Raw genomic sequence first — 20,648 nt, 5'->3', positions numbered from 1 at the left:
TTATGCCTGACCTGCTCGCCGCCGCCCTCGGCCACGCCGCACGCGGCTGGCATGTCTTCCCGCTACGCCCCGACGACAAGCGACCTGCATTCCCCGACCACACCGCCGACGACTGCACCGGCCGCGACCCGCGTTGCGCCGCCGCCGGCCGCCACCTGGGGTGGGAACAGCGCGCGACCTGCGACCCGGACCGCATCCGCCGCGCGTGGTCGACCCGCCCCTACGGCATCGGCATAGCCTGCGGGCCATCCGGCCTCGTGGTGGTCGACCTCGACACCCCGAAGCATCCCGACGACAGCCCACCGCCGGAATGGCAGGGAGCGTGCGATGGGTGGGCGGTGTTCGCCACCCTCGCCGACCGGCACGGCACCCCGATCGACATGTTCGACGGGATCGGCCCGGACGCCGGCCCCCGCACTGGCATCGACGCCACCTACACCGTCGACACCCCCAGCGGCGGTAGCCACCTCTACTACCGCCACCCCGCCAGCGGACCGGCGCTGCGCAACACCACCGGCGACCGGGGCGGCCTCGGCTGGAAGGTCGACACCCGTGCCCACGGCGGCTACGTCGTCGCCGCCGGCTCCACCGTCGCCGGCCGCCCCTACACCGTCTCCCTGGACTGCGAGCCAAAGCCGCTGCCCGACTGGCTTGCCACGCTACTGGCGCCCGCGCCGCTACCGCCGCAACGGCCCGTCGTGGTCAATCTCGGCACCGGCCGCCGCGCCGCCTACGTCGACGCCGCGATCCGCGCCCAGGTCACCGAGGTCACCGGCGCTGCGTCCGGTAGTCGTAACCACGCGCTCTACCGATCCGCGGTGGCCCTTGGCCAGCTCGTGGCCGGTGGCGCGCTCGCCGAGGATGACGCCACCGCCATACTCACCGACGCCGCCCGCACCGCCGGCCTACGGGCCGCCGAGACCGCCCGCACCATTGCATCCGGCTTGCGTGCCGGTGCGCGTCGTCCCCGGACGGTGGCGGCATGAGTGCCCCGGCCGAGCGACCCGACCTGCGCGTGGTGCAGCCGGGTGACGACACCGCCGCCGAGGTCATCGCCCCCATCCGGCGGGAGCCGGGGCGTATCCGCACCTCGTGGAGCGCCGCCGACCTGATGGCGATGGAGTTCCCGCCACCCCGCTGGGCGGTGCCGGGTGTGCTGTCCGAGGGCGTGAACCTGCTCGCCGGACCGCCGAAGGTGGGCAAGTCGTGGCTGTCCCTCGGCCTCGGCCTGACCGTTGCCGAAGGCGGCAAGGCGTTCGGCAGCATCGACACCGATCCCGGGCCGGTGCTCTACCTCGCGTTGGAGGACACCCCGCGCCGGTTGCAGTCCCGGATGGGAAAGATCCTCGCCGGACGCGCCGCGCCGGCCGGGCTGACTCTCGCCACCACCTGCCCGCCGCTCCCCCAGGGCGGCGACGAAGCTATCGCGGCGTGGCTGGACCGCAACCGCGACGCTCGCATGGTCATCATCGACGTGTTCGCCAAGCTGCGCGGCCTGTCCGCCCCCGGCATGTCCGCCTATGACGCCGACTACGCCGCCGTTGGCCGGGCCAAGAAGGTGGCCGATGCCTACGGCGTGGCGGTGGTGCTCGTGCACCACGTCCGCAAGGCCGGGTCGGATGACTTCCTGGAGGCCGTGTCCGGGACCAACGGGCTGGCCGGCGCCGCCGATGCCACTCTCGTGCTGCGACGCCCGCGCGGCTCGGCCGACGGGGTGCTGCACGTGACCGGCCGCGACGTCGACGAATCGGAGTACGCGCTGGCGTTCGACTCGACCGTTGGGGCGTGGACCATGCTCGACGGTCCGGCCGCCGAACACGAGGTGAGCGACACCCGCGCCGCGATCCTGCGGTGGCTGCGCACCTTCCCCGGCAGCACCCCGAAGGCCATCGCCGAGGGCACCGGCCTCAGCGCGGACAACGTCAAGAAGACCTGCGGCCGGATGCTCTCCGCCGGCCAGCTCGCTTGTGAGCCCGGGGGCCGCTACCGCGTGCCCTGCTAGGTGTCTCCGCTGTCACCGGAGTCACCGGAGTCCCCGCAACGGCTCTGAACGGCTCAGACCCCCTGGCCATCTCCGGTGACAGCGGTACCGGTCTCATTACCCAACCAAACCTGCTGAAACAGAGGCATATCCCGATGTTTGGCCGCACATCCTTCCCAAGACATCAGAGAGCTGAAGATCTTGCCTCTACGGCGCTCTCAGCGGCCCGCTCTGACGACCTCTACCTACCCGCCTCCCCTACACCCCTCCCGGACCCGCTCGACACCGGAAAGGCGCTCACCGTGCGACTCGTGACGCAGAATCACTCGCCAGAGACGTCCACCACCCTGGAAGGAGACCGCGTCATCCGGCTCTCAGCCAAGCCGTTCATGTCCACCGAGGAACTTGCCGAACTGCTCGACGTCGACCCGTCGACCATCCGGCGGTGGCGGACCGCCTCGCCCGTGCAGGGTCCGCCGTTCATCCAGATCTCCGACCGGGTCGTGAAATACGCGACTGCCGACGTCGAGCAGTGGTTGACCGGCCGACGAGTCGTTCCGAGGGCAGCGTGATGGCGACCGCCCAGCAACCGCCGATCGGCGTGCGCCTCGCTTCCGATGTGGAGCACCGGCCGGGCCGGCAGCGGCCCTACCGGGCGCGCGTGCGGTGGGTCGACCCCGCGACCGGGCGCCGGCTGTCCAAGTCGACAAGCGTCGCCACTCCCGAGGCAGCGCAGGAGTGGATCGGTGCCATGGTCAGCGCCGCGCAAGGCGGCGTCGACCCGCTCGCCGCCACCAAGCGCCTGTCCGAGTACGGCGAGAGCGTGATGACGCTGGCCCTGCGTGGCCTGGAACGGAAGACGCTCGACCCGTACCTGGCCGGCTGGCGGAAGCGGGTGGTGCCGACGCTCGGGCACATCCCGCTCCGGATGATCAGCAATGGTGCCGTCGACCGCGCCGTCCACGGTTGGATTGCCGATGAGTGCAGCCGGTCGACGGTCAAGAACAGCCTTGCCGTGCTGGTCCGGGTGATGGAGCAAGCCGTCCGCGACGGCATCATTGCCCGCAACCCTGCCCAGGTGACGGGGTGGCAGCGTTCCTACCAGCGCGCGGAAGACGAGCTGGACGACCCGCGCACGCTCGCCCTGCCCGACTGGTCGGCATTGACCCGGCTCGCCGCCGCCCTGGTCGAGCGGTCCGCGAACGAGTTCACCGGATGGGGAGACGTGGTCATCTTCGCTGCCTGCACCGCCGCCCGCATCGGTGAGGTGTCCGGCGTCCGCGCCGAGGACATCGACCGGGACACCTGGTTGTGGACGGTCCGCCGGCAGACGACCACCGGCCCCGGTGGGCTGATCGACAAGGGCACCAAGGGCAAGCGAGCGCGGCGTGTTCCCCTGATCGAAGAGGTGCAGCCGATCATCGCCCGCCGCCTGGACGCCGCCGCCGAACCGCACTCCCGGCTGTTCACCGGGCCGCGCGGTGGCCGGATCAGCACCGCCGTGCTGCGCGACGCGACGCACTGGGACGAGGTGGTCACGAAGCTGGGCTACGAACACCTGCGCCGGCACGACCTGCGACACACCGGGCTGACCTGGATGGCAGACGCAGGGGTGCCGGTGCACGTTCTCCGCAAGATTGCCGGGCACGGATCACTGACCACCACCCAGCGATACCTGCACCCGGACCGGCAGTCGATCACGGATGCCGGAACGGCGCTGAGCGCCCACCTGAAGGCCCGCCGGTCCCCATCTGGTCCCCAGCTACGCGCGGTCTAGGCGACCAACTCCCCATTGTTTCAGCAAAGGAGAGAGGCCACTGACCAGGGCTGATGCCCGGCCGGTGGCCTCTTTTGCGTGCTGTCGGGACGGCCGGATTCGAACCGACGACCCCTTGACCCCCAGTCAAGTGCGCTACCAAGCTGCGCCACGTCCCGATGCCCCCGCGCGTCGTTCCCCGCGGCAGCCGGTACAGCTTAGCGCAAGATCTTCGCACCGTACGCACAGGCCCCTCGGCGACGCACGGGTCGGCGTCACTCCCCCTAAAGCATCCTAGGAAAGAAGCCGCCGGGGTAGGGGCCCCGGCGGCTTCGCCATGGCACCGCTCAGCCGTGCGCCTTGCCGCGACCGCCCGGGCCCAGCTTCTTGCGCGGGCGCACCGAGATGTCGATCGGGCTGCCCTCGAAGCCGAACTCCTCACGCAGCTTGCGCTCCACGAACCGCTGGTACCCGGCGTCCAGCGGGCCGGTGGTGAACAGCACGAACCGCGGCGGCGCCACCCCGGCCTGGGTGGCGAACAGGATGCGCGGGGCGCGCCCGCCGCGTACCGGGTGCGGGGTGGCCTGGACCAGCGCGGTGAGCCACTGGTTGAGCTGCGCGGTGGGGATCCGCGTCTCCCAGCTCGCGAGCGCCTTGCGCAGCGCCGGGGCGAGCTTGTCCACCGCCCGGCCGGTCTGCGCGGACAGGTTCAGCCGGATCGCCCACGGGATCCGCCGCAGCTCCCGGTCGATCTCCTTGTCCAGGTAGTAGCGGCGGTCGGCGTCGACCAGGTCCCACTTGTTGAACGCGATGACCAGGGCCCGGCCGGCCTCCACCACCATGGTGAGGATCCGCTGGTCCTGCTCGCTGATCACCTCGCTGGAGTCCAGCAGCACCACCGCCACCTCGGCCGCCTCGATCGCCGAGGCGGTACGCAGGCTGGCGTAGTATTCCGTGCCGCTGGCCTTGCCGACGCGCTTACGCAGGCCGGCGGTGTCCACCAGCTGCCAGGTCTCGCCGCCGATCTCGACCAGGCTGTCCACCGGGTCGACGGTGGTGCCGGCGACCGAGTCGACCACCGCCCGTTCCTCGCCGGAGAACCGGTTGAGCAGGCTGGACTTGCCGACGTTGGGCCGGCCGACCAGGGCCACCCGACGCGGTCCGCGCGGCCGGTTCTCCACGATCGGCGGCGCCTCGGGCAGCGCGGCCATGATGGCGTCGAGCAGGTCGCCGGAGCCGCGGCCGTGCAGCGCCGACACCGGGAACGGCTCACCGAGGCCGAGCGACCACAGCGCGGTCGACTCCATCTCGATGGTGGTGTTGTCGGCCTTGTTGCCCACCAGGATCACCGGCTTGGCGCTGCGCCGCAGCATCTTCACCGCGGCCTCGTCCACGTCGGTCGAGCCGACCATGGCGTCCACCACGAACAGCACCACGTCGGCGGTGGCCACGGCCGCCTCGGCCTGGGCGGCGATGGCGGCGGCCCGGTCCTTGGCGTCGGGCTCCCAGCCGCCGGTGTCCACCACGGTGAACGCCCGGCCGTTCCACTGCGCGTCGTACGGCACCCGGTCCCGGGTCACGCCGGGGATGTCCTCGACGACCGCCTGGCGGCGGCCGATGATGCGGTTCACCAGCGTGGACTTGCCCACGTTGGGGCGGCCGACCACGGCCACCACGGGCTGCGGGCCGGTCGGCTCGTCGGCCTCGACCTCCGGCTCACGCAGCTCCACCCAGCCACCGAAGTCGTCGGTCATGCCGAGTCACCCTTCGTGCGCGCCTGCGGCGCCCGCGAGAACCCGTTCATGCCACACCCCGCTCGGTGAGCAGGTCACGCAGGCGGGCGACGACCTCGTCGATGCCCAGCTCGGTGGTGTCCAGCACCACGGCGTCGGGAGCCTGCTGGAGCGGGTTGACCGTGCGGGTCGAGTCGAGCCGGTCCCGGCGGGCCAGGTCGGCGGCGGTCGCCGAGACGTCGGCGGCGTCCTCGGCGCTGCGCCGCTGGGCGCGCGCCGACTCGGAGGCGGTCAGGTAGACCTTCAGGTCGGCGTCGGGCGTCACCACCGAGCCGATGTCGCGGCCCTCCACCACGATCCGGCCCGCCTCGGCGACCAGCCGCCGCTGCCGGTCCACCAGCAGTTCCCGGACCGCGCCCACGGCGGCCACCGCGGAGACCGCGCCGGTCACCTCCGGGCCGCGAATGTCGGTGGACACGTCGGTGCCGTCGACGGTCACCGCGTACCCCTGGGGGTCGGTGCCGATGCGCAGGTCGGCCTCGCCGGCGACCTTGGCCACCGACTCGGTGTCGGTCAGCTCGACGCCCGAGCGCAGGACCGCCCAGGTCAGCGCCCGGTACATGGCGCCGGTGTCGAGATAGCGGGCGCCGAGGCCCACCGCCAGTCGCCGCGACACGGTGGACTTGCCCGAACCGGACGGCCCGTCCACCGCGACCACGCAACGCCCGGCCGGTACCTTTTCCTCCACCGTTGTCCTCCTCAGCCCGTACCTCGCAGGTCGTCACGGAGCGACGCCGTTGAGCGGATGGTTTCTCGTCGTCAATCATGCCCGCGCCGCGCGGGCGACCGTCGGGGGCGCGTGCGCGCCGGCCCGCGGACCGCGTCGAAGCCTACCGGTCGCGCCCTACCCCGATCGTCGGGTCAGTCACCCACGGCCTTGAACAGGGCGGCGACCTCCGCGTTGGTCAGCCGCCGCAGCCGCCCGGTGCGCAGGTCGCCGAGCTTGATCGGACCGATCGAGGTACGGATCAGCCGGGACACCGGATGTCCCACCTCGGCCATCAGGCGTCGGACGATGTGCTTGCGCCCCTCGTGCAGGGTCAGCTCCACCTGGGCGGTTTTGCCCAGCGTGTCGACCACCTTGAACCCGTCGACCTTCACCGGCCCGTCCTCCAGCTCGACGCCGCCGGTCAGCCGCTTGCCCAGGTTGCGCGGGATCGGCCCGGCCACCTCGGCGAGGTAGGTCTTGAGCACCTCGTACGACGGGTGCATGAGCTTGTGGGCGAGGGTGCCGTCGTTGGTGAGCAGGAGCAGGCCCTCACTGTCGGCGTCCAGTCGCCCGACGTGGTAGACCCGCTGCTCCAGCCGCGCGCCGATGAAGTCGGCGAGCTCGGTGCGGCCCTTCTCGTCAGCCATGGTGGTGACCACCCCGCGCGGCTTGTTCATCGCCACGTAGACCAGGCGGACGTCGGCTTGGAGCCGCTCGCCGTCGACGTGGATCACGTCGCGTGCCGGGTCGGCCTTGTCACCGAGCTGCGCGACCCGGCCGTTGACCGTGACCCGCCGCCGGAAGATCAGGTCCTCGCAGGCCCGCCGCGAGCCCACCCCCGCGGCGGCGAGCACCTTCTGGAGGCGCTCGGCGCTCTCGTACACGGGGGCGTCGGGCTTCGGGGCACGGTCATCGCGTCGCATCGGCAAGCTCTTCTACGTCGTCGGGCAGGAACGGGGCCAGGGGCGGCAGGTCGTCCACCGAGTTGAGCCCCAGCTTCTCCAGGAACATGGTGGTGGTCCGGTAGAGGAACGCACCGCTGTCCGCTTCGGTGCCGCACTCCTCGACCAGGCCGCGACCCACCAGGGTACGGAGCACCCCGTCGCAGTTGACACCCCGGATGGCCGAGATGCGCGACCGGGTCACCGGCTGGCGGTAGGCGACCACGGCGAGTGTCTCCAGCGCGGCCTGGGTCAGCCGGACCGACTGCCCCTCCAGCACGAACCGCTCGACGTAGGTGGCGTATTCCGGCCGGGTGTAGAGACGCCAGCCACCCGCGGCGCGGCGCAGCTCGAACCCGTGCCCGGCCGAGGTGTAGCCGGCGGCGATCTCGTCGAGCATCGCGCCGACCCGTTCCGGGGCCTGCTCCAGCACCTCGGCCAGCACCAGCTCGCTGACCGGCTGGTCCACCACCAGCAGGATCGCCTCCAGCGCGCCGCGCAGCTCCGCGTCGTCCAGGACGGGCGCGGGCACCGGCTCCGGCGCCGCCCGCCGCCGTGAACGCTTCGGAGGTACGCCGGAAGCGCCCTCCTCGTCGCCGTGCGAGGTCTCCCCCGAGATCTTGATACGGTCCCGCCCCTCCAGGGGCGCCCCGGTACCAAGATCTCGGTGCGGCTCGCCCACGGACGAGATCTTGGAAGAATTCGGCCCCTCGGGGGGCCCATCGCTTCCAAGATCTGTGGAGGGATCGAGATCGTGGGCAGCTTCCGGTTCCGGTGGCCGGTCAGTGTCCAAGATCTCGGGCTCGGGTCGATCGGCGCGTCCCGAGGGCTCGTCCGTGGGGTCGGGCCTGGGCGGAATGCGCTCCCACGGGGGAATCCAGGCGGCGGCCTGGTCGGCCAGGGAGTCGCCGCGCTCCTCGTCGCTCATCAGGTCACTCCTGCGTCGGTGCGGTCGTGTCCGCCGCCTCGCGGCGCGAGCCGGCGTCAGCGGGTCGGACGGTGCCGCCGGAGGGAGCCGCGTCAGCGAGTGCGTCGTCGGGCACGCCGGAGGCGGACGCGGCATCCGGTCCGGGGGCGGCGGCCTGGGCGGTGGCCGGCTCCGGGGCGCCGGCGTACTCGTCGACGGTCAGCTCGGCGTCGCCTTCGGCCGGGCCGGTCCAGCGGACCGTCAGCTCCTCCAGCGCCTGCTCCTGCACGAACGCGACGAGGCCCTGCCGGTACAGCTCCAGCAGCGCCAGGAACCGGGCCACCACCTCCAGCGTGATCTCGCAGTCGGCGCAGAGCTGCGAGAAGGTGGCGACACCGGCCCGGCGCAGCCGCTCGGCGATGATGCCGGCGTGCTCCCGGACGCTGACCCGGACCATGTGCACGTGCGCGATGGACACCTCGGGCACCGGCTTCGGGCTCATCGCCTTGACCGCGAGCCGGAGCAGCCGCTGCGGGCCGATGCCGAGCACCAGGTCGGGCAGCGCCTCGGCGTACCGGGGTTCCAGGGTGACCGCCCGGGGGTAGCGCCGGCCGCCGACCGCCTCCAACCCGGCGATGTACGCCGCCGCCTCCTTGTACGCCTTGTACTGCAACAGTCGGGCGAAGAGCAGGTCCCGCGCCTCCAGCAGCGCCAGGTCCGCCTCGTCCTCCACCTCGGCCGAGGGCAGCAGCCGGGCCGCCTTCAGGTCGAGCAGGGTGGCGGCGACCAGCAGGAACTCGCTTGTCTCGTCCAGGTCCCACTGGTCGCCCATGGCGCGCAGGTACGCGATGAACTCGTCGGTGACCTTGTGCAGCGCGACCTCGGTGACGTCCAGCTTGTGCTTGCTGATCAGCTGGAGCAGCAGGTCGAACGGGCCGGTGAAGTTGTCCAGCCGGACCGTGAAACCGCTGGTCTCGGCGGGCCCGGTGTCGACCTCGGCGGGGTCGCCGACGCTGTGCGGCGGGTCGAGGGGCGGCGCGGTCACCGGGAAACCGTAGTCGACGCGGTGGGCGGGTGGTGGACGCCCTACCGGTCCGTCTCGGCGGCGATCACCTCTCGGGCGAGCTGCCGGTAGTTGCGCGCGCCGGAGGAGGCCGGGTCGAGCGTGGTGATCGGCGCGCCGGCCACCGTCGACTCGGGGAACTTCACCGTCTTGGTGATGACGGTCTGGTAGACCTTGTCGCCGAACGCCTCGACCACCCGTTGCAGCACCTGACGGCAGTGGGTGGTGCGGCTGTCGTACATGGTGGCGAGGATGCCTTCGAGTTCGAGGTCGAAGTTGAGCCGCTCGCGCACCTTGTCGATGGTGTCCAGCAGCAGCGCGACGCCGCGCAGGCTGAAGAACTCGCACTCCAGCGGGATGAGCACGCCGTGCGCCACGGTCAACGCGTTGATCGCCAGCAGGCCCAGCGAGGGCTGGCAGTCGATCAGGATGAAGTCGTACTCCTTGCGGATGGTGCGCAGCACCCGGGCCAGGGCCATCTCCCGGGCGACCTCGTTGACCAGCTGGATCTCGGCGGCGGAGAGGTCGATGTTGGCCGGGAGCAGGTGCAGCCCGGCCACGTCGGTCTTGATCAGGACGTCCTCGGCGGTGACGTCGTCCTGCATGAGCAGGTTGTAGACCGACAGGTCGAGGTTGTGCGGGTTGACGCCCAGGCCGACGGAGAGAGCGCCCTGCGGGTCGAAGTCGACGAGCAGCACCTTGCGGCCGTACTCGGCGAGCGCGGCGCCCAGGTTGATGGTGGTCGTGGTCTTGCCGACGCCACCCTTCTGGTTGGCCATCGCGATGATCCGCGCCGGGCCGTGCCGGTCGGTCGGCATGGGTTCCGGGATCGGCTTGCGCATCGTGTACGCGGCCGGGTCGGCGGGGCCGAGGTCGGCGCCGAGCGTCGCCTGCTGCTCACGGAGCTCCGACGTCCAGGTCTCGGCACGGTCACCGTTTCCTGCCATGTCCTCGTTGCCCCCTCCCGACGACCAACCCGGCGTCGGAGCCGTCCGACGTCCCTCGCGGCGCCGCTGCGCACCCCCGGTCCGTCGCACCTGGAGGCCCGCGCCGATGCCGACTGTACGCCACGGGCGAGCAGCACGTTCGGCAGCGGGTCGGCGTGTCGGCCGGCCGTCAGGCTGAGTCACCTTCCGTTCGCGACTGCGGGGCTCGCAACCCCGGCTCACTCCTCGCGCTCACCCGAGCCACCTTCCGTTCGCGACTGCGGGGCTCGCAACCCCGGCTCACTCCTCGCGCTCACCCGATGGCGCGCGGATGCGCGGTGGCGTACACCTCGCGCAGTCGGTCCACGGTGACCAACGTGTACACCTGGGTGGTGGTCACCGACGCGTGGCCGAGCAGTTCCTGCACCACGCGCACGTCCGCGCCGCCGTCGAGCAGGTGGGTGGCGTACGAGTGGCGCAGCGTGTGCGGGGAGACCGCGTCCGGCCCGTCGACCGGCAGGCCGGCCCGGTCGGCGGCGGCGCGCAGCACACCCCAGGCGCCCTGCCGGGTGAGCGGCCCGCCCCGGGCGTTGACGAACAGCGCCGGGGTGCCCCGCCCGGCGGCGAGCAGCGTCGGTCGGCCCCGGGTCAGCCAGGCGCGCACCGCGTCGGCGGCGTACCCGCCGACCGGCACGAGGCGGGCCTTGCCGCCCTTGCCACGCAGCAGCACGGCGCCGGCGTCCAGGTCGAGGTCGTCGACGACCGCGCCGACCGCCTCGGAGACGCGCGCGCCGGTGCCGTACAGGAATTCCAGCAGCGCCCGGTCGCGCAGCGCGCGGGGCGCGTCGTCGCCGGTGGCGGTCGCCGGGCCGGTGGCGTCGATCAGCCGGAGCACGGCGTCGACAGGCAGCGCCCGGGGCAGCCGGCGGGGCGGGGTCGGCGGGCGGACGTCGCGGCCGGGGTCGCCGCCGGCCAGGCCCTCGCGCAGCGCGAAGCGGTGCAGGCCGCGTACCGCGCTGGCGGCACGGGCGGTGGACGAGACGGCGAGCGGCGGGTGGTCGTCGTCGCCGGCCCGCAGCCGGGCCAGGTGGGACTCGACCTCGGCCGGGCCGGCGGCGGCCAGGTCTCTCACCCCGGCGGCGGCAAGCGTGTCGAGGTAGCGGTCCAGGTCCCGGCGGTACGAGGCGAGCGTGTTCCCGGACAGGCCACGCTCGACGGTGAGGTGGTCCAGGTAGCTCCGGACCGCGCGGCGCAGGGCCGGCGCGGGTGTCGCGCCGGCCCGGTGCGCCTCGGGGTCGGTCAGCTCAGCACCTCGGCCAGCGGCAGCACGTCCATGCCGTGCGCCTCGGCGACCGGGCCGTAGACGACCCGCCCGTCGTGGGTGTTCAGGCCCAGCGCCAGCGCCGGGTCGCCGCGCAGCGCCGTGCGCCAGCCCTGGTTGGCCAGTTCGAGCGCGTACGGCAGGGTGACGTTGGTCAGCGCGTAGGTGCTGGTGTTCGGCACCGCGCCGGGCATGTTCGCCACGCAGTAGAAGATCGAGTCGTGCACCTTGTAGACCGGGTCGGCGTGCGTGGTGGGGCGCGAGTCCTCGAAGCAGCCACCCTGGTCGATGGCGATGTCGACGAGCACGCTGCCCGGCTTCATCCGGGAGACCAGCTCGTTGGAGATCAGCTTCGGGGCCTTCGCGCCGGGCACCAGCACCGCGCCGATGACCAGGTCCGCGTCGAGCACGGCCCGCTCGATCTCGTACGCGTTGGAGGCCACGGTCTGCAGGTGGCCCCGGTAGATGGCGTCGGCGGAACGCAGCCGGGCCACGTTCTTGTCCAGCAGCAGCACCTCGGACTGCAGGCCCAGCGCGATGGCGGCGGCGTTCAGGCCGGACACGCCGGCGCCGATGACCACGGTCTTGGCCGCGTACACGCCGGAGACGCCGCCGGGCAGCACGCCCCGGCCGCCGCCGGTGCGCATCATGTAGAACGCGCCGACCTGCGGGGCGAGCCGGCCGGCCACCTCGGACATCGGGGCGAGCAGCGGCAGCGACCGGTCCGGCAGCTCGACCGTCTCGTACGCGATGCCGGTGACCTTGCGGTCCACGAGCGCGTCGGTGCACTCCCGGGAGGCGGCCAGGTGCAGGTAGGTGAAGAGCACCTGCCCCTCGCGCATGCGGGGGTACTCCTCGGCGATCGGCTCCTTGACCTTGAGCACCAGCTCGGCGGTGTCCCAGACCTCGTCGGCGGTGGCCAGGATCTTCGCGCCGGCGGCGGCGAACTCCTCGTCGGTGATGCTGGAGCCGACCCCGGCGCCCGCCTCGACGAAGACCTCGTGACCGTGCCGGGTGAACTCGTTGACGCCCGCCGGCGTGATCGCCACCCGGTACTCGTGGTTCTTGACCTCGCGGGGGATTCCGACCTTCACGATGCAGACACCTTCCTCCGGGGCACGGCTCACCCCCGACAGCGCGGCGCCGCGACGGCTCCGTTGCCGACGCGGTCAGGTCCCGCCGGCGGCAGTCTAGGCGCGCGGACGGCGCGGGGACGCCGACACTGTGACATCCGGTGCCCGGTGGTGCTGACGGAGTGTCAGGCATGGACCGGGCTGCCCGGTGGAGACGCCATCAGCCGACAGGACAGACTTCGGTAAATATCTTCCCACCGGTGGGGTGCCGGCGCGCGCGGAACGCGAGTGGATCACTATGGTGTCCGCTCATGACCACTCCTTACCAGCAGCACCCGTACGGCGTCTCGGACAAGAGCAAGGTCGTCGCGGGCATCCTCCAGATCCTCCTCGGCGGCTTCGGCATCGGCCGGTTCTACATGGGCGACACCAAGACCGGCGTCATCCAGCTCGTGGTCACACTCGTGACCTGTGGCTTCGGCGCGATCTGGGGCCTCGTCGACGGCATCCTGATCCTGGTCAACGGCGGCGTCGACGGCCAGGGCCGCCCGCTGCGCGACTGAACGGCGAACCGGAAAGGGGCCGTGCGGCGTCTGCCGCGCGGCCCCTTCGTCGTCGGTTCCGATCAGCGCGGCAGCGGCACCTCCGGGCGACGCAGCTCGGTGAAGCCGGTCTCCCGGGCCCGGGCGGTGGCGAGCAGCCCGGCCACGCAGGCCGCGTTGGTGATCTCCCCGGCCAGGACCATCCGGACCGCCTCGTCGAGGTCGACCCGGACCACCTGGAGGTCGGCCTCCTCCTCGCGGCGGTCGTGCCGCTGTGCCGCCGGCACGTCGGCGAGGTCGCGGGCCAGGAAGACGCGCACCACCTCGTCCGAGAAACCGGGCGAGCTGTGCAGGTCGACGAGCACGTCGACGCGCCCCGCGGTCAGGTCGGCCTCCTCGGCCAGCTCCCGCGCCGCCGCGGCGGCCAGATCCTCCCCGCTGACGTCCATCAGCCCGGCGGGCAACTCCCACAGGTGCCGACCGACCGGGTGCCGGTACTGGCGGATCAGCACCACCTGACCGGCGTCGTCGAGCGCCACCACCGCCACCGCGCCGACGTGCCGGACGTAGTCGCGGGCCGCGGTGCCGCCGCCGGGCATGGTCACGTCGTCGCTGACCACCGAGAAGATCCGGCCGGACCAGACGTCCCGGCGCGCGATCACCTCGTACCGGTGCTCGACGCCGCTCACTTCGCCGCCGCCTTCGTGCCGCCGTTGCGGCCGGCCTTCTTCGCCGCGGCGGCGTCCGCCGGGCCGTCCAGGTCGACCGGGAGCTGGTCGGACTCGGAGTACGCGACCGCGGCGCCCACGAACGCCGCGAACAGCGGGTGCGGACGGGTCGGGCGGCTCTTCAGCTCCGGGTGCGCCTGGGTGGCCACGAAGAACGGGTGCAGGTCCCGGTCCAGCTCGACGAACTCGACCAGCCGGCCGTCCGGGGAGGTGCCGGAGATGGTCAGGCCGGCCTTGGTGAGCTGGTCGCGGTAGGCGTTGTTCACCTCGTACCGGTGCCGGTGCCGCTCGCTGACCTCGGTGCTGCCGTACGCCTCGGCGACGATCGACCCCTCGGCCAGCGTCGCCGGGTACGCCCCGAGCCGCATGGTGCCGCCCAGGTCGCCGCGGCCGGCCACGATGTCCTCCTGGTCGGCCATGGTGGCGATGACCGGGTGCACGGCCTCCTCGTCGAACTCCAGCGAGTTCGCCCCGTCCAGACCGGCCAGGTGGCGGGCCACCTCGATGGTCATGCACTGGAGGCCGAGGCAGAGGCCGAGCAGCGGGACGCCGTTCTCCCGGGCGTACCGGGCGGTGCCCACCTTGCCCTCGATGCCGCGCACCCCGAACCCGCCGGGGATCACGATGCCGTCCACGCCGGCCAGCGCGGCGGCGGCGCCGGCCGGGGTGACGCACTCGTCGCTCGGCACCCACTTGAGCTGCACCCGGGCGCGGTGACCGAACCCGGCGGCCCGGATCGCCTCGCTCACCGACAGGTACGCGTCGGGCAGGTCGACGTACTTGCCGACAAGCGCGACGGTGATGGTGTGGCGCGGCTGGTGCACCCGCTCCAGCAGGTCGTCCCAGCGGGTCCAGTCGACGTCGCGGAACGACAGGCCGAGCCGGCGCACCACGTACGCGTCCAGGCCCTCGCGGTGCAGCACCTTCGGGATGTCGTAGATGCTCGGCGCGTCCGGGGCGGCGGTGACCGCCTCCCGGTCCACGTCGCAGTAGAGCGAGAGCTTCTCCTTGACCTTCTCCGGGATCTCCCGGTCGCAGCGCAGCACCAGCGCGTCGGGCTGGATGCCGATGCTGCGCAGTTGCGCCACCGAGTGCTGGGTCGGCTTGGTCTTCAGCTCGCCCGACGGCGCCAGGTAGGGCACCAGCGACACGTGCAGGTAGAAGCAGTTGTCCCGGCCCAGGTCGTGCCGGATCTGGCGGATCGACTCCAGGAACGGCAGCGACTCGATGTCGCCGACCGTGCCGCCGACCTCGGTGATCACCACGTCGGGGACCTGCCCGTCGGCGTCCGGGTCGGCCATGCCGAGGATCCGGGCCTTGATCTCGTTGGTGATGTGCGGGATGACCTGGACCGTGTCGCCCAGGTATTCGCCGCGCCGTTCCTTGGCGATCACCGCCGAGTAGATCTGCCCGGTGGTGACGTTCGCCTTGCCGGAGAGGTCACGGTCGAGGAACCGCTCGTAGTGGCCGACGTCGAGGTCGGTCTCCGCCCCGTCCTCGGTGATGAACACCTCGCCGTGCTGGAACGGGTTCATCGTGCCGGGATCGACGTTCAGGTACGGGTCGAGCTTCTGCATCACCACGCGCAGTCCGCGCGCGGTCAGCAGGTTGCCGAGGCTGGAGGCGGTGAGGCCCTTGCCCAGCGAGGAGGCGACTCCCCCGGTGACGAAAATGTGCCTGGTCGTCCGTGCTGAAGGGGCCAAGGCCTGCTCCCGTGTCGTCCGTAGCGGTCGTGCGAACCGCCGTGCCGATCAGACAAGTGATCACGCGATCCACGGGATTCCACGGTAACACCATCCGAACCGTGAGCCGGCGTCGCACCCGCTGTCGGCGCACGTCGGGCCCCGTCGCCCGTGATCAACTCCGGTGCGTGGGGGTGGCTGCCCCCGGCGCCGTGGCCACCGCGGTCGCCCCCGGACCCGCCGGGCCCGCGCCACCGGGACCGGACCCGTCCGACGACGCCGCGCCGCCCTCTCCCCCGGGCCGGCCGCTGTCCGGCAGCGTGCGGTCGGTGGAGTGGTCGAGCACCCGCAGCGCGGCCAACGCCGCCATCGGCACCACCAGCGCGCCGGCCGCGCCGGCCACGTCCAGCGCGGAGCCGCCCAGCACGCCGCCCAGCCCGGCGGCCACCCCGGTGCCGGCCATCGCCGCCCGGATCGCCGGATAGATGCCGAACAGCCGCATCAGCCCGCCCCACGGCTGGAGCAGCGCCAGCCAGACCAGCGCGGCCCCGGCCAGGGCCAGCACGGTCAGCGGGCTGTTCACCAGCGTCTGGAAGTTCGAGGTGCTGGACCGGTGCACGGTCAGGCCGCCGGTGCCGTCCCCGAGCGCCGCCAGGAAACGACCCAGGCTGCCCCGCTCGGCCGCCGGCCGGCCCAGGTCGACGAGCGCGAAGCCGATGGTGACGGCCAGCCCGGCCATGGTGGCCCAGGCGAGGCGGCTGACGGTCAGCCAGCCACCGCCGCAGATCGCCGCGGCCACGCTCACCCCGGCGGTGAGCGCGATCGCGCCGATCGAATCCGCGCCCAGGTACGGGCTGCCCACGATCACCACCGCGGTGCCGGCCACGGCCACCATCACGGTCGGCCGCCAGGTACGGCGGACCCGCTGGGCCAGCCAGCCCCCGCAGAGCAGCGACCCGGCGATGAACACGCCCAGACCGACCGTGCCCAGGCCGGCGTACCGGCCGCCCTCCAGCGCGGAGTAGCCCACCACGCCGTTGAGTTGCAGCCGGGAACCGGTCAGCACGTCCACGCCGACCACCAGCGTGGCCAGCCCGGCGACCGCGCCGAGCGGCCCGAGCGTGCGGTCGTGCCCGGGAGCGAACCGGACCAGCGCCGTGCCGCCGACGATGAGCAGGGCGGTCACCGAGGCGAACCACCAGCCCGCGTGGGTCCCGCGCCACCAGGGCACCGCGTCGGCCAGCAACGCCGCCGGCACCGCCAACGCGGCGGCGACCAGCAGCAGCTCCACCACCGCGACCACCCGCCGGGACACCGGCTCCGGCCCGTGCGGCCCGGCGAGCCGGCGGGCCCGCCGCAGCAGCGGCAGCACCGCCACCGCGAGCGCCATCTGGGCGGCGGCGAGCAGCGTGAAGAACCAGCCGGCGACCCGGCGTTGGGCGGCCGCCTCCCGGTCCGCGTCGGCCGGCGCCGTGATCGCGTCCGGCAGGTCGTCCGGCCGGTCGTCGACGGTCACCGCGGGCCGGCCGAGGAACAACCGCTCCGGCATCGGCCGGCCGAGCGCGGCGAGCGCGGTCGGGGCCAGGTCGACCAGTTGCAGGTAGCCGGCCCGGGCGGTGCTCGGCGACGTCAGCCAGCCGCCGTCCCAGCCGGGACCGTCCGCGACGGCGACGTGCAGCCGCGCCGGCGTGTCGGTGTCGGAGACGCCGGCCACCAGCACCAGCGAGCGCGGCGGCCGGGCGGCGAGCACCCGGGCGAGCCGGGCGTCGGCCTGGCGCGCCTGGGCGGCGCGGACGGCCGGGTCGTCGTCGTCGACCGTGCCCACGTCGACGATGCTCAGCACACAGGAGCCGAGCAGCTCCGCCGGGTCGTCGGGCAGCGCCGGCTCGTACCTGTCGACGCGGCCGAACGGGCGGGCGGCGGCCACCGCCGCGCCCGGCCCGACCGCCACCGAACAGCGCACCGACTCGGCCAGCGCGCCCGGCACCGCGCCCCAGGCCAGCTTCTCCTGGTTGTGGGCGACGACGCCCGGCTGGTCGGGCAGGTTCGCGCCGATCCCGTCGGGCTGCTCGACGGTCACCCCGGTGGCCGGGCAGCCGCCGGGACGACTGCCGTTCCAGGCCGCGAAGTTGCCCGCGCCGAGCGTCAACCAGCCGTCCACCGGGCAGGTGGGGCGGTGCGCGGAACGCACCGAGAGGGAACCGATCGCGCCCTGCTCGGCCATCCGCCACAGCGTCGGCGTGTTCTGCGGATCCACGTCGTCCCAGCGCAGGCCCGCCGCGCCGACCAGCACCACGAAGTCGGCGCTGCGCCGGGGCCCGCCGTCGTCCGGGCGGGCGGCCAACGCGGTGATGCCCAGGGCCACCACCACCAGGGTCAGCAGCACCGGGGTCAGTCTGCGCAGCATCAGCGGTTCCCCGGAGAATGCTGCGGCGTCAGCTCGGCGTACAGGTCGGCGAGCGTGGCCACGGTATCCGCCTCGGTGGGCCAGGTCGCGGCGCGGGCCGCGCCCCGGCGGCCCAGGTCGGCCCGGCGGGCCGCGTCGTCGAGCAACTCCCGCACCGCCGCGTCGACCGCGTCCACGTCGCCGGCCGGGACCAGCACCGCGGCGTCGCCGACCAGCTCCGGCAGGCCACCGACCGCGGTCGCCACCAGCGGCACACCGGCACGCAGCGCCTCCTGCGCGAACAGTTGGCGGGCCTCCCAGTCGCTGGTGACCACCGCCAGGTCGGCGCCGGCCAGCAGGTCCGCCACGTCGGTGCGGTGCCCGAGCAGCGTCACCGGCGCGCGGGCGGCCGAGATCCGCGCCGCCAGCGGCAGGTAGGCGGGCCCACTGCCGGCGATCACCACCACCGGGGCGGGGACCCGGGTCCGCCAGCGGGCGGCGGCGTCGATCAGCACGTCGTACCGCTTCTGCGGGTGCAGCCGGCCCACCGACAGGATCAGCGGGCGGTCGGCGGTGACGCCGAACTCGGCCCGCACCGCGGCGCGACGGCGGCCCGGCGGGGGCAGCGTCGGCGCGGCGACCGGCGCCAGCCGGGCGTCGGCGGCGCCCAGCGCGGCGGCCCGCTCGACCAGGTCGGCGGAGGCGCCCAGCGCGACCCGTACGGAACGGGCGACGACGCGCTCCACCAGTCGGGACGCGGCGCCGCGCAACCCGCCGGCGAGCACCGCGTTGTGCCAGGTGACCACCAGCGGGACGGTGGGCCGGGCGAGCGCGGCCACCAGGCCGGCGCGCAGGCCGTGCGCGTGCACCACGTCGACAGGCGTCTCCGCCAGCGCCCGGCGCAGCGCGCCGACCGCGCGCGCGTCCCCGGGGGTGGGGCTGGCCGGGATCTCCACCGGCGTGAACCGGGCGCCCGTCTGAGTGAAGTCGAACTGCTCCTGGGTGGCGGCCGGTCCGCAGACCAGCACCGACGCGCCGGCCCCGGTCAGCCCGCGGGCGACCGAGCGGACGTGCTGCCCCACCCCGCCGGTGCTGGAGGCGAGCACCAGCGCGACCGACCCGGGCCAGCGCGATGCCGGCGAGGCGTCCGTCATGAGGAAACGATCTCCTTTCCGTCGCCCCGCTCGCCGGGGTGCTGGTCCGCCGGCGGGTCGTCGGCCGGTCGCCGACGACGCAGCCGGCGGGTCACGGCCGCGAGCAGCGGCCGCAGGTCGCGGGCGTCGGTCAGCCAGGCGACGGCGAGGAACAGGACGCCCACCACGACCCCGGACAGCATGCCCTGCGCGAGGGCCGCGAGCGTCGTCGGGGTCCCGTCCCCCAGCCGCTCCAGCCAGCGGGCGGTGGCCACCCCGCCCGCGGCGGCGACCGCGGCGGCCAGCAGCCCGGCGGCGCCGGCCCGGCCGATGCCGGCCAGCGCCTCCGGGCCGGCGGCGCGCCGCACGGCGGCGACCAGCAGCGCGCCGAGCAGCAGCATGCCGGCGGACGTGGCAAGCGTCACCGCCGGCACCCGGTCGGCCAGCGGCAACGCCTGGCCGGCCAGGACCGCCAGGGCGGGCACGCTCAGCCAGCCGAGCGCGGTGGCGACCGTGGCCGCGCGGGTCTCGCCGCGCGCGTAGAGCGCCCGGGTGAGGACCGCGAACAGGCCGTAGCCGAGCAGGCCGGGGGCGAAGCCGGCGATGCCGGCCGCGGCGGTCCGCGCGTCCACCGGGTCGGGGAAGAAGAAGTGCCCGACCGGGATCGCGGTGCCGGCGAGCGCGGCGGCGCCGAGCAGGCTGAACAGCACCACCCCGCGTGCGGCCGGGGCGAGGGTGTCCCGGTAGGCGCGTTCGTCGCCGCCGGCCCGGGCCGCCACCAACGTCGGGTACGCGGCCACCGCGAGTGGCACCGCCAGCACCGACCAGGGCAGGAAGTAGACGGTCTGGGCCAGGTTGTAGACCCCGACGTCGGCGACCCGGCCGTAGGTGACCTGGTTGAGCGTGACGACCAGGGCGATCTGCTGGGCCGTCACGGTGACCACCCCGGCGGCCACCAGGCCGCCGACCCGGGCCCGGGCGTCGACCGGGAAGCGGTAGCCCCAGCGGGGTCGCAGCCGCAGGCGGCGCAGCGGGATCAGCAGGGACAGCGAGAGCACCACCACGCCGAGCGTGGTGCCGCCGGAGAGCAGCAGTTCCCCGCCGCGGCCCACCTCGCCGATGCCGGCCCGCCGCCCCTCGGCGGCGGTGAAGGCGAGGTAGACCGCGATGACGGTGACGCTGGACAGCAGCGGCGCGAGCACCGGCCAGGCGAACCGGCGGTGCGCCTGGAGCACCCCGGTGAGCACGATGCCGACGCCGTAGAGCGGCAACTGGGGCGCGAAGACCCGCAGCATCCGTGCCCCGGCGGCCTGCTGGACCGGGTCCAGGCCGTGCCCGAGCAGGCCGGTCAGCGGCTCGGCGAGCAGCGCCACCAGCACCGCCAGCGGGACCAGCAGGCTCAGCGTCCAGGTCAGCAGCGCCCCGGTGGTGGCGGCCACCGCCCGCCGGTCACCCGCGGCGACGGCGCCGGCCAGCAGCGGTACGACCAGACTGGCCAGCGCCCCACCGGCGACGATCTCGAAGATGACGTTCGGGACGTAGTTCGCCACCAGGTAGGCGCCACCGAGGTCGGTGGGGGCGAGCGTCCAGGTGAACACCGCGGTGCGACCGAAGCCGACGAGCCGGCTGACCACGGTGAGCACGGCGATGAGGGCTGCCGCCCCGGCGACACGGCCGACGGCGGCGAGGGGTGCCGGTTTCGTCACG

17 protein-coding genes, 1 tRNA gene and 1 pseudogene are annotated in these 20,648 nt (G+C 73.6%); 5 read left to right on the top strand and 14 right to left on the bottom strand.

From position 1 onward, the window contains the following. Positions 1 to 2 precede the first annotated feature (2 nt). The 4 genes and pseudogenes from ACLQ2W_RS28965 (at position 3) to ACLQ2W_RS28950 (ending at position 3,758) form a co-directional block, all read left to right on the top strand. The gene (locus tag ACLQ2W_RS28965) at positions 3 to 986 is read left to right on the top strand and encodes a bifunctional DNA primase/polymerase (RefSeq protein ID WP_425790416.1); all 984 of its coding nucleotides are present in this window, start codon (positions 3 to 5) and stop codon (positions 984 to 986) included. After that, a pseudogene (locus tag ACLQ2W_RS28960) lies at positions 983 to 1,996 on the top strand (AAA family ATPase); the annotation flags it as partial. The gene ACLQ2W_RS28965 and the pseudogene ACLQ2W_RS28960, both read left to right, overlap by 4 nt. A gap of 296 nt (positions 1,997 to 2,292) precedes the next feature. Continuing rightward, positions 2,293 to 2,553, top strand: a complete 261-nt coding sequence (locus ACLQ2W_RS28955) for a helix-turn-helix transcriptional regulator (protein WP_425790414.1) — start codon at positions 2,293 to 2,295, stop codon at positions 2,551 to 2,553. Next, positions 2,553 to 3,758: a tyrosine-type recombinase/integrase gene (locus ACLQ2W_RS28950; RefSeq protein WP_425790412.1), complete on the top strand. Its 1,206-nt coding sequence runs from the start codon at positions 2,553 to 2,555 to the stop codon at positions 3,756 to 3,758. The genes ACLQ2W_RS28955 and ACLQ2W_RS28950 overlap by 1 nt, the downstream gene beginning before the upstream one ends. Positions 3,759 to 3,842: 84 nt before the next feature. Here the strand turns inward: ACLQ2W_RS28950 and ACLQ2W_RS28945 are convergent. From ACLQ2W_RS28945 to ald, 9 genes are all read right to left on the bottom strand, one after another. Then, positions 3,843 to 3,916 (bottom strand) — tRNA-Pro (locus ACLQ2W_RS28945). Positions 3,917 to 4,084: 168 nt separating this feature from the next. Next, the gene (der, locus tag ACLQ2W_RS28940; protein WP_425790410.1) at positions 4,085 to 5,491 is read right to left on the bottom strand and encodes a ribosome biogenesis GTPase Der; all 1,407 of its coding nucleotides are present in this window, start codon (positions 5,489 to 5,491) and stop codon (positions 4,085 to 4,087) included. Positions 5,492 to 5,537: 46 nt separating this feature from the next. Then, a complete protein-coding gene (gene cmk, locus ACLQ2W_RS28935) occupies positions 5,538 to 6,218 on the bottom strand; it encodes a (d)CMP kinase (RefSeq protein WP_405093682.1) in 681 nt (226 codons plus the stop codon). A gap of 173 nt (positions 6,219 to 6,391) precedes the next feature. Then, positions 6,392 to 7,162 (bottom strand): pseudouridine synthase, encoded by a 771-nt coding sequence (locus tag ACLQ2W_RS28930; protein WP_107160811.1) that lies wholly within the window; start codon positions 7,160 to 7,162, stop codon positions 6,392 to 6,394. Beyond that, positions 7,149 to 8,108, bottom strand: a complete 960-nt coding sequence (gene scpB / locus ACLQ2W_RS28925; RefSeq protein WP_425790407.1) for an SMC-Scp complex subunit ScpB — start codon at positions 8,106 to 8,108, stop codon at positions 7,149 to 7,151. The genes ACLQ2W_RS28930 and scpB overlap by 14 nt, the downstream gene beginning before the upstream one ends. A 4-nt stretch (positions 8,109 to 8,112) precedes the next feature. Continuing rightward, complete coding sequence (locus ACLQ2W_RS28920; protein ID WP_425790405.1) at positions 8,113 to 9,132, bottom strand: segregation and condensation protein A; 1,020 nt, start codon at positions 9,130 to 9,132, stop codon at positions 8,113 to 8,115. Between the two features lie 41 nt (positions 9,133 to 9,173). Next, complete coding sequence (locus ACLQ2W_RS28915) at positions 9,174 to 10,097, bottom strand: ParA family protein (protein WP_091657002.1); 924 nt, start codon at positions 10,095 to 10,097, stop codon at positions 9,174 to 9,176. 292 nt (positions 10,098 to 10,389) lie between these two features. Continuing rightward, a complete protein-coding gene (locus ACLQ2W_RS28910; protein ID WP_425790611.1) occupies positions 10,390 to 11,379 on the bottom strand; it encodes a site-specific tyrosine recombinase XerD in 990 nt (329 codons plus the stop codon). After that, positions 11,376 to 12,491 carry an alanine dehydrogenase gene (ald, locus tag ACLQ2W_RS28905; protein WP_425790403.1) on the bottom strand — a complete coding sequence of 372 codons (1,116 nt, stop codon included), beginning with the start codon at positions 12,489 to 12,491 and terminating at the stop codon, positions 11,376 to 11,378. The genes ACLQ2W_RS28910 and ald overlap by 4 nt, the downstream gene beginning before the upstream one ends. A gap of 170 nt (positions 12,492 to 12,661) precedes the next feature. Between ald and ACLQ2W_RS28900 the strand changes: the two genes are divergently transcribed. Continuing rightward, positions 12,662 to 13,033, top strand: a complete 372-nt coding sequence (locus ACLQ2W_RS28900; RefSeq protein ID WP_425790401.1) for a TM2 domain-containing protein — start codon at positions 12,662 to 12,664, stop codon at positions 13,031 to 13,033. A gap of 62 nt (positions 13,034 to 13,095) precedes the next feature. On the opposite strand, the gene ACLQ2W_RS28895 is transcribed toward ACLQ2W_RS28900, so the two are convergent. The 5 genes from ACLQ2W_RS28895 to murJ all read right to left on the bottom strand — a co-directional run bounded on the left by ACLQ2W_RS28895 (position 13,096) and on the right by murJ (position 20,647). Next, positions 13,096 to 13,701, bottom strand: a complete 606-nt coding sequence (locus tag ACLQ2W_RS28895; protein WP_425790399.1) for an NUDIX domain-containing protein — start codon at positions 13,699 to 13,701, stop codon at positions 13,096 to 13,098. Then, on the bottom strand, positions 13,698 to 15,443 hold the full coding sequence (locus ACLQ2W_RS28890) for a CTP synthase (protein WP_425790397.1): 1,746 nt from the start codon (positions 15,441 to 15,443) through the stop codon (positions 13,698 to 13,700). The genes ACLQ2W_RS28895 and ACLQ2W_RS28890 overlap by 4 nt, the downstream gene beginning before the upstream one ends. 154 nt (positions 15,444 to 15,597) lie before the next feature. Then, positions 15,598 to 17,829, bottom strand: coding sequence for a hypothetical protein (locus ACLQ2W_RS28885; protein ID WP_425790395.1), 2,232 nt, complete (start codon positions 17,827 to 17,829; stop codon positions 15,598 to 15,600). Then, positions 17,829 to 18,962 carry a glycosyltransferase family 4 protein gene (locus ACLQ2W_RS28880; protein WP_405093677.1) on the bottom strand — a complete coding sequence of 378 codons (1,134 nt, stop codon included), beginning with the start codon at positions 18,960 to 18,962 and terminating at the stop codon, positions 17,829 to 17,831. The genes ACLQ2W_RS28885 and ACLQ2W_RS28880 overlap by 1 nt, the downstream gene beginning before the upstream one ends. Further along, positions 18,959 to 20,647 carry a murein biosynthesis integral membrane protein MurJ gene (gene murJ / locus ACLQ2W_RS28875; protein ID WP_425790393.1) on the bottom strand — a complete coding sequence of 563 codons (1,689 nt, stop codon included), beginning with the start codon at positions 20,645 to 20,647 and terminating at the stop codon, positions 18,959 to 18,961. The genes ACLQ2W_RS28880 and murJ overlap by 4 nt, the downstream gene beginning before the upstream one ends. Position 20,648: the final 1 nt, after the last annotated feature.

Origin of the sequence: Micromonospora sp. DT227 (genome assembly GCF_049841835.1) — a bacterium.
Classification (GTDB): domain Bacteria; phylum Actinomycetota; class Actinomycetes; order Mycobacteriales; family Micromonosporaceae; genus Micromonospora.
Note: the sequence above shows the minus strand (reverse complement) of the source record. Positions and strands in the feature narration are given on the sequence as shown.

Coding starts and splice junctions, on each gene's coding strand:
- ACLQ2W_RS28965 (WP_425790416.1), top strand. CDS start 3: ATGCCTGACCTGCTCGCCGCCGCCCTCGGCCACGCCGCACGCGGCTGG.
- ACLQ2W_RS28950 (WP_425790412.1), top strand. CDS start 2,553: ATGGCGACCGCCCAGCAACCGCCGATCGGCGTGCGCCTCGCTTCCGAT.
- der (WP_425790410.1), bottom strand. CDS start 5,491: ATGACCGACGACTTCGGTGGCTGGGTGGAGCTGCGTGAGCCGGAGGTC.
- ACLQ2W_RS28930 (WP_107160811.1), bottom strand. CDS start 7,162: ATGCGACGCGATGACCGTGCCCCGAAGCCCGACGCCCCCGTGTACGAG.
- scpB (WP_425790407.1), bottom strand. CDS start 8,108: ATGAGCGACGAGGAGCGCGGCGACTCCCTGGCCGACCAGGCCGCCGCC.
- ACLQ2W_RS28915 (WP_091657002.1), bottom strand. CDS start 10,097: ATGGCAGGAAACGGTGACCGTGCCGAGACCTGGACGTCGGAGCTCCGT.
- ACLQ2W_RS28900 (WP_425790401.1), top strand. CDS start 12,662: ATGGACCGGGCTGCCCGGTGGAGACGCCATCAGCCGACAGGACAGACT.
- ACLQ2W_RS28885 (WP_425790395.1), bottom strand. CDS start 17,829: ATGCTGCGCAGACTGACCCCGGTGCTGCTGACCCTGGTGGTGGTGGCC.
- ACLQ2W_RS28880 (WP_405093677.1), bottom strand. CDS start 18,962: ATGACGGACGCCTCGCCGGCATCGCGCTGGCCCGGGTCGGTCGCGCTG.